The organism is Nonomuraea zeae, assembly GCF_005889725.1.
GTDB classification, from domain to species: Bacteria; Actinomycetota; Actinomycetes; order Streptosporangiales; family Streptosporangiaceae; genus Nonomuraea; species Nonomuraea zeae.
Map to the genome: position 1 here is coordinate 1 of NZ_VCKX01000452.1, position 7,229 is coordinate 7,229.

A 7,229-nucleotide genomic window follows, 5' to 3' on the forward strand; every position below is an offset into this window, starting at 1 on the left:
CCCCAGGGGCCACCCCAGCCGCCCCACCAGCGACGACGGCGATGGCAGCGACGGCGACGCCAGCGGCGGCGCCGGCAACCTCCTCCTTCCAGGAAGTCCTGTCCAGCCATCATTCCTCCCCTCGTCGATTGCTCTCTCAAAAACGACGTTACCGCCTAAAACATGACAAATTAGGATATATCCGCAATTTCGCAGAGCCTTGACGGCGAATTCACTACGTAAAGGCCACCTACATCCAGCGGACCAGGAAGGTGCGACACCTCGGGTGAAGGGGGCGCGTCGCGCTCCTCGGCGCGCCGGGCCGCGCCCGGGCCGCGTCCGGTCCCCGGACGCGAAAAGGCCCGAACCGTTGCCGGTCCGGGCCGTTGTCGCAGGTCGGGTCCTACACGTCGTAGTAGAGCTCGAACTCGTGCGGATGCGGCCGCAGCCGGATCGGGTCGACCTCGTTCTCGCGCTTGTACGCGATCCACGTCTCGATCAGGTCGGGCGTGAACACGCCGCCCTCAAGCAGGTAGTCGTGGTCCTCCTCCAGCGCGTTGAGCACGTCGGTGAGGGAGCCGGGCACCTGCGGGATGTTGCGGGCCTCCTCCGGCGGGAGCTCGTAGAGGTCCTTGTCGACCGGCTCCGGCGGCTCGATCTTGTTGCGGATGCCGTCGATGCCGGCCATCAGCATCGCCGCGAACGCGAAGTACGGGTTGCACGACGGGTCGGGCACGCGGAACTCGATGCGCTTGGCCTTCGGGTTGGAGCCCGTGATCGGGATGCGCACGCAGGCCGAGCGGTTGCGCTGGGAGTAGACCAGGTTGACCGGGGCCTCGTAGCCGGGGACCAGGCGGTGGTAGGAGTTGACCGTCGGGTTGGTGAAGGCCAGCAGCGACGGGGCGTGCTTGAGCAGGCCGCCGATGTAGTAGCGGGCCGTGTCGGACAGGCCCGCGTAGCCGACCTCGTCGTAGAAGAGCGGCGAGCCGTCCTTCCAGAGCGACTGGTGGCAGTGCATGCCGGAGCCGTTGTCACCGAAGATCGGCTTGGGCATGAACGTGACCGTGTGGCCGTATTCGAGCGCCGTGCTCTTGATGACGTACTTGTAGAGCATCAGCTGGTCGGCGGTCTTGAGCAGGGTGCCGAACTTGAAGTCGATCTCCGCCTGACCGGCCGTGCCGACCTCGTGGTGCTGCATCTCGACGTCGATGCCGCACTCGATGAGGTTGCGCACCATCTCCGAGCGCAGGTCGGTGAAGTGGTCCATCGGCGGGACCGGGAAGTAGCCGCCCTTGTAGCGCGGCTTGTAGCCCAGGTTGCCGCCCTCGGTGGACTTGCCGGTGTTCCAGGCGCCCTCGATGGAGTCGATGTAGTAGTAGCCGGCGTTCTGCTTCGTCTCGAAGCGCACATCGTCGAAGATGTAGAACTCGGCCTCAGGGCCGAAGTAGACCGTGTCGGCGATGCCGGTGCCCCTGAGGAACTCCTCCGCCTTGCGGGCGACGTTGCGCGGGTCGCGGCTGTAGGCCTCGCCGGTCAGCGGGTCGTGCACGAAGAAGTTCAGGTTGAGCGTCTTGTGCTGGCGGAACGGGTCCACCACGGCGCTGGTCGGGTCGGGCAACAGGAGCATGTCGGACTCGTGGATCGCCTGGAAACCGCGAATGGACGAGCCGTCGAACATGAGTCCGTCGGTGAAGACGCTCGCGCTGAAGTTCTCTACCGGGAAGGTGAAGTGGTGCGTCGTCCCCGGCAGGTCGGTGAACCTGACATCGACGAATTGCACCCCTTCGTCACTGATGAACTTCAGGACGTCGTCGGCGGAGTTGAACACTCTCGAACCTCCCTGGGGACTGGCCATCATGCCGACGCTAGGGCGTGGCCGTTTCCGTATGGTGTCTCGATTGTTTCGCACGTGTTACGCAGGGTCAGCCTCGCACATGATCGCCAGGAAGGGCGCTCACGCCCGCTTCGCGGCGCGGCAATCGTGGTGTTGCGGCTGGTCGAGGTCGTACGGGTCGATGGGCGTGCCGGTCGGGTGTTCTCCGTCGCGCACCACGTCGGGGTACTGCGGGTGGACGAACCCGTCCTTGTTCGTCTTGCATCCGGACGGCGTCACGCTCCCGCCCCACTTCTCGACCCAGGTGACCGCGCCCCGCGTGTCGCGGTACAGGAGCACGGTCCCGTAATGGTGGCGGATCAGCCGTATGGTGCTCTCGGGCCGCCCCGGCCGGTGGATCGCGTACACGATCAGGTAGTTGGTCGTGAGCTTGGCGCCGGTGCGCCCGCCCTTCTTGAACGCCGCCAGCTTCGACCGCCCGTGCACCTTGATCACGTCGGTGGCCGGCTCGGCCGTCTTCGGGGCGAAGCTCACCACCCACGACCTGGTGTTGCGCTTGCCCTTGCGGTCGAGGTTCGCGCGGAACCACGACCGCTCGTCGGGATGGAGCAGCTTCATGAACGGCGCGGGCTTGCCGCCCATGAGCGTCCTGCGGTCGAGGTGCGCCGCCGCCAGCAGGTCGCGCGCCCGCTTCAGCCCCTTGGCCACGTCCTTCTTCGACAACCCGCCGAGCGCCTTGGCCTTGGGCATGACGAAGCCGCCCGCGCCTTCGGCGTACTGCTCAGCGGGCGATCCCGCGAACGGCCCCGCCGGCGGCCGGCTCTGCTCGGGCTCGGGCGCTCCGTTCTCCGAGGGCTCGGTCTCCACGGGCCCGGTCTCCACGGGCTCCGTCACTGCGGGGCGGGCCTCCACGGGCGCGTTCGCCGCCGCGACCGGTCCCGTTTCCTCCTCCATGACCACGCCGGAAGGGGTGAGCAGGTCCGGGCGGACGGTTACGACGGCCCCCGCCGCGACGAGCACCGCCGTGATCGCGGCCATCGCGAGCCATCCCCGCCCGATCCGGCGCGGCGGCGGGCCGTACTCCGGCGCGGACGCCCCGGCCCGCCCGCGAGCCCGGCTCGATAAGCGGTCGGTACGCCCCGCTGTCCTGGCCGCTTTGGCCTCTCTGGCGGCCGAGGCGCGCATCTTGCGCTGCTCCTCGGCGTCGATCTGCGCGACCAGCTCGTTGAAGCGCGCATCAAGGTCATCCCCGTTCGGCATGGCGTACATCATGGCCGCCGCGTGACGCGGTTGGGTCACAATCCGGACCGGCCTCCCGGGCGGCTACCGTTGGGTGCATGAGCAGCAAGGAGCCTCGCTGGACGCAGACCTGGCTGGGCGGGCTACGCGCCGCCGGGGTGGACCTCGGTTACCCGGGTGAGCGCCTGGGGCTGCCCGAGGAGGGCAGCGGGTCGATCGCCGGATGGGGCCGCAGGATCGCCGCCCTGGTCATCGACTGGATGATCTGCACCTGGGTCGTCGTGCAGCTGCTGCTCGGGATGAACCCGGCAGAGTCGCCGTGGGCGCCCGTCGCCGTCTTCGCCCTGCAGTACCTGATCCTGGTCGGGCTCATGGGCCAGACGTTCGGCCACCGGCTGGCCGGCATCAGGGTCGCCGCGATGGACGGCGGCAACCCGCGGCTGCTGCCCGTGCTGGTGCGCACCGTGCTGCTGTGCCTGGCGGTGCCCGCGCTGATCTGGGACCGCGACCACCGGGGCGTGCACGACCGCGTGTCCAACACGATGGTCGTCCGGATGTGACCTCGCGCTAGAAAAACCATACCGGGTTCAAAAATGTACCCGGTATGGTCTAGGCTGTCCGCATGATGGGGCTCAGGGAGCAGAAGAAGGAGCAGACCCGGCGGCGGATCGCCGAGGTCGCGCTGCGGCTGTTCGACGAGCGCGGCTACGACGCCGTGACCGTCAACGAGATCGCCGAGGCCGCCGGGGTCGCCAAGGTCACGCTGTTCAACTACTTTCCGACCAAGGAATGCCTCGTCACCGACGGGGTGGAAGAGGACATGGCCGCCGTCGTCGTGGCCGGGCGCGCGGAGGGGCGCTCGCCGATCGAGGCGCTGCGCGAGCGCTACCGGGCGATGGCCGCGCAGGGCGCGGGCGAGGTGGACGTCCAGGCGCTGATGGCCAGGATCCGCGTCATCGGGTCGAGTCCCGCGCTGCTGGGCGCGATCCACGGGGCGCACATGGGGCAGCGCTACGAGCTGGCCGCCGTCCTGGCGGACGGGCGGGAGGGGGATCTGACGGCCCACCTGATGGCCGCGCAGATCACCGCGGCCGTCACCACGCTGCAGGAGACGTTCTTCCACCGGCTCGCCGCGGGCGTGCCGCTGGAGGAGGCGGGGCGGCAGCTCGCGGCCGACGTCGAGCTGGCCTTCGACCTGCTGGCGTACGGCTTTTCATCCACAGAAGGGGAAAAATCGTGAAAAAGGGGATCAACTACGACGTGGGATTCCTGCCGGGGGACGGCAACTCCCGGAAGACGTTCGACGCCGCCACCGTCGCCCGCGACATGCGGGTGATCGCCGACGACCTGCACTGCCAGGTCGTCCGGATCTCCGGGATCGACCCCGAGCGCCTCACCGTCGCGGCCGAGCGGGCCGCCGCGGCGGGCCTGGAGGTCTGGCTCACGCCGTTCCCCGTGGACCTCACCCAGGAGCAGATGCTCGACGTCTTCGCCGACGCGGCCGAGCGCGCCGAGTCCGTCCGCCGTGCGGGGGCGGAGATCGTGCTGGCCACCGGCTGCGAGCTCACCGCCTTCGGCCACGGCTTCATCGAGGGCGACGGCTACCGCGACCGTCTCGACGCGATGATGTCCGGCGACATGGCCTGGTGGACGTCCCTCATGCAGGTCATGCCGCGCTTCAACACCTACCTGGCGACGGTGGCCGAGACCGTGCGGCCGCTGTTCGGGGGCCGGCTGAGCTACGCCAGCGGGCCGTGGGAGCCGGTCGACTGGACGCCGTTCGACGTGGCCGGCGTCGACGCCTACCGGGCCTCCTACAACGCCCACGACTTCGCCGACGAGCTGCGCGCCCAGTTCAAGCAGGGCAAGCCGGTGGCGGTGACGGAGTTCGGCACCTGCCCGTACACGGGGGCGGGCGAGCGGGGCGGCTCGGCGTGGGTGGTGCCCGACGGCGCGGTGCGCGACGAGGAGGAGCAGGTCCGCTACTTCACCGAGCTGATGGACATCTTCGAGCGGGAGGGCGTGGAGACCGCCCTGTGGTTCACCTACGCCGCCTTCAACCGCCTCGGCGACGCAGACCTCGGCTCGTACGGCGTGGTCACGATGCTCGACGACACCCGGTGGGAGCCCAGAAAGGTCTTCCACGCCATGGCCGCTAGATATTCGCGCAGCTGAAGATGGCCGTGCCCGGGATGTGGCGGCCGCGCAACGGGCTCCAGCCGCCCCACACCCGCTCGTGCCCCTCCGGCCACTCGGGCTCCAGCAGCCCGGTGACGCTCAGCCCGGAGGCCACCACCAGGTTCACCCAGTCGGCCATCGTGCGGTGGTGCTCGGCGTAGGTCACCGCGCCGCTCTCGTCCCGTTCCAGATAGGGGGAGCGGTCGAAGTAGGACCGGTCGGACGTCAGCCCGCGCGGCCCCGGATCGTCGGGGAAGGCCCACCGCACCGGGTGGCTCACCGAGAACACGAACCGGCCGCCCGGCCTGAGCACCCTGCGCACCTCGCGGAGCACGGCCAGCGGGTCGGCCACGAAGGGCAGCGCCCCGAACGCCGAGCAGGCCAGGTCGAAGGAGCCCCCGGCGAACGGCAGCGACTCGGCGTCGGCCTGTGCCACCGGGACGCGTACCCCGGTCTCCAGGTCGATGCGCTGCGAGTGGCGCAGCTGGCGGTGCGAGATGTCGAACGCCGCCACCTGCGCCCCCTGCGTCACCAGCCACCGCGCGCACTGCGCGGCGCCGCAGCCGATCTCCAGGACACGCCGGCCGCGCACCTCGCCGAGGAGGTGCGCGTCGGCCTCGTCCATGCCTTCGGGGCACCACACGAACCCGCTGTCACGCAGGAACTCGCCGTGCTCGACCTGGTATTCGTCGGCGTTGCCGTCCCACCAGCCGAGATTGGCCCGGGAGGAGACGGAGATCACTAGCGCATCTTGGGGCCGCGCGGCATGCGGGCGCCCTTGGGCATCGGGCCCTTGGGCATCGGCATGTTCTTCGGCAGCGAGCGCAGGCGATCCTTGACCTCGTTGACCGAGGGCTTCTTCAGGTTGCGCGGCAGCTTCATGATGTGGCGCTGCAGCTTGCCGAGCGGCACCTGCCCCTCGCCGTCACCGCACTGGATGTCGTAGATCTCGACGCCCAGCACCACCCGCGCGACCCGCTTCTTCTCGGCCGAGAGCATCTTCGCCACCCGGTTGCCCGGCCCCTCGGACACGAGCACCACGCCGGGATAGCCGACCACGAGGTGGATCAGGTCCTGGTCACGGTTGACCGCGATGGCCGGCGTCACCTGCCAGTTGCCGCGCATGCCCTGCAGGACGGCCGCGGCGGCGCCGGTCTGGCCGTGCAGGATCGAGTATTGGGCCTTCTGCGCGAGCTGCCCGAACACCACCAGGCCGACCGTGAACGCGGCCAGGACACCGATGAACACCGAATACCACAGGTAGTCCGTGACCAGGCCGATCACGACGACCACAGCCAGCGTGCCGACCGCCGAAAGGAAGACGATCGGCATCCCCTTGGGATTGGCCTGCTTGATGATCTGCGCGATCATGCGGAGCTGCTTGATGCGCCCCGGCTTCTCTGGATCCTCGGACTTTGCCATGCTCAGAAGGATACAAACCAACTGGTGCGGTAAGGAAAACGCGCTCAGCTCTTTTTGGTAGCGGCTAGATCTTCACGGTGACCGACAGTCTCGGGTCGGTCACGTGATGTGCCGCCTCGACAGTGTATTCGCCCTCGGCCGTCCGCCACCCGTCCGACCACGTCTGGAAGGCCCGCTCGGGCAGGAAGACGGTGGTGAGCACCGTCTCTCCGGGATCGGCCTCGACCACGTCGAAGCCGCCGAGCCGGCGGTCCGAGCCGTCGGAGACATAGATCTGCACGACCTCGCGGCCCGGGCGTGGCCCCGTGTTGGTCAGCGCGACGGTCACGGTCGTGCCCTCGGCCGCGATCGAGTCGTACGACCAGGTCGTGTAGCCCAGCCCGTGCCCGAACCAGAACGCGGGCGTCCGCCCCGACCGCTCCCACGCCCGGTAGCCGATGAAGACGCCCTCGTCGTACGCCACGACCCCGTCCACGGGCGCCGTGTCCGGCACCGGCGCGTCCGCCAGCCGGCGCGGCCAGGTCGTGGGCAGCCGCCCGCCCGGCTCGGCGTCCCCGAACAGCACCTGTCTCTTATA

General features: G+C 69.2%; 8 protein-coding genes. 3 read left to right on the plus strand and 5 right to left on the minus strand.

Features of this window, described 5'->3' with window-relative positions:
- Window positions 1-382: 382 nt before the first annotated feature.
- Together glnA and ETD85_RS58520 are read right to left on the minus strand one after the other, a co-directional pair.
- A complete protein-coding gene (glnA, locus tag ETD85_RS58515; RefSeq protein WP_138698452.1) occupies window positions 383-1,807 on the minus strand; it encodes a type I glutamate--ammonia ligase in 1,425 nt (474 codons plus the stop codon).
- 126 nt (window positions 1,808-1,933) lie between these two features.
- Entirely contained in the window at window positions 1,934-3,073 is a 1,140-nt protein-coding gene (locus ETD85_RS58520; RefSeq protein ID WP_138698453.1) for a hypothetical protein, read from the minus strand.
- Between the two features lie 77 nt (window positions 3,074-3,150).
- On the opposite strand from ETD85_RS58520, the gene ETD85_RS58525 reads away from it, so the two are divergent.
- The 3 genes from ETD85_RS58525 (at window position 3,151) to ETD85_RS58535 (ending at window position 5,227) form a co-directional block, all read left to right on the plus strand.
- Entirely contained in the window at window positions 3,151-3,612 is a 462-nt protein-coding gene (locus tag ETD85_RS58525; RefSeq protein ID WP_138698454.1) for an RDD family protein, read from the plus strand.
- Window positions 3,613-3,674: 62 nt separating this feature from the next.
- Complete coding sequence (locus ETD85_RS58530; RefSeq protein ID WP_138698455.1) at window positions 3,675-4,292, plus strand: TetR/AcrR family transcriptional regulator; 618 nt, start codon at window positions 3,675-3,677, stop codon at window positions 4,290-4,292.
- Window positions 4,289-5,227 (plus strand): hypothetical protein, encoded by a 939-nt coding sequence (locus ETD85_RS58535; RefSeq protein ID WP_138698456.1) that lies wholly within the window; start codon window positions 4,289-4,291, stop codon window positions 5,225-5,227. The genes ETD85_RS58530 and ETD85_RS58535 overlap by 4 nt, the downstream gene beginning before the upstream one ends.
- Here ETD85_RS58535 and ETD85_RS58540 read toward each other — a convergent pair.
- From ETD85_RS58540 to ETD85_RS58550, 3 genes are all read right to left on the minus strand, one after another.
- On the minus strand, window positions 5,208-5,972 hold the full coding sequence (locus ETD85_RS58540) for a class I SAM-dependent methyltransferase (protein WP_138698457.1): 765 nt from the start codon (window positions 5,970-5,972) through the stop codon (window positions 5,208-5,210). The two genes, ETD85_RS58535 and ETD85_RS58540, sit on opposite strands and share 20 nt — an antisense overlap.
- Complete coding sequence (locus tag ETD85_RS58545; protein WP_138698458.1) at window positions 5,972-6,652, minus strand: DUF4191 domain-containing protein; 681 nt, start codon at window positions 6,650-6,652, stop codon at window positions 5,972-5,974. Before ETD85_RS58545 ends, ETD85_RS58540 begins: the two co-directional genes overlap by 1 nt.
- A 64-nt stretch (window positions 6,653-6,716) precedes the next feature.
- On the minus strand, window positions 6,717-7,229 hold a 513-nt coding region (locus ETD85_RS58550; RefSeq protein WP_206059561.1), incomplete at its 5' end, for a fibronectin type III-like domain-contianing protein.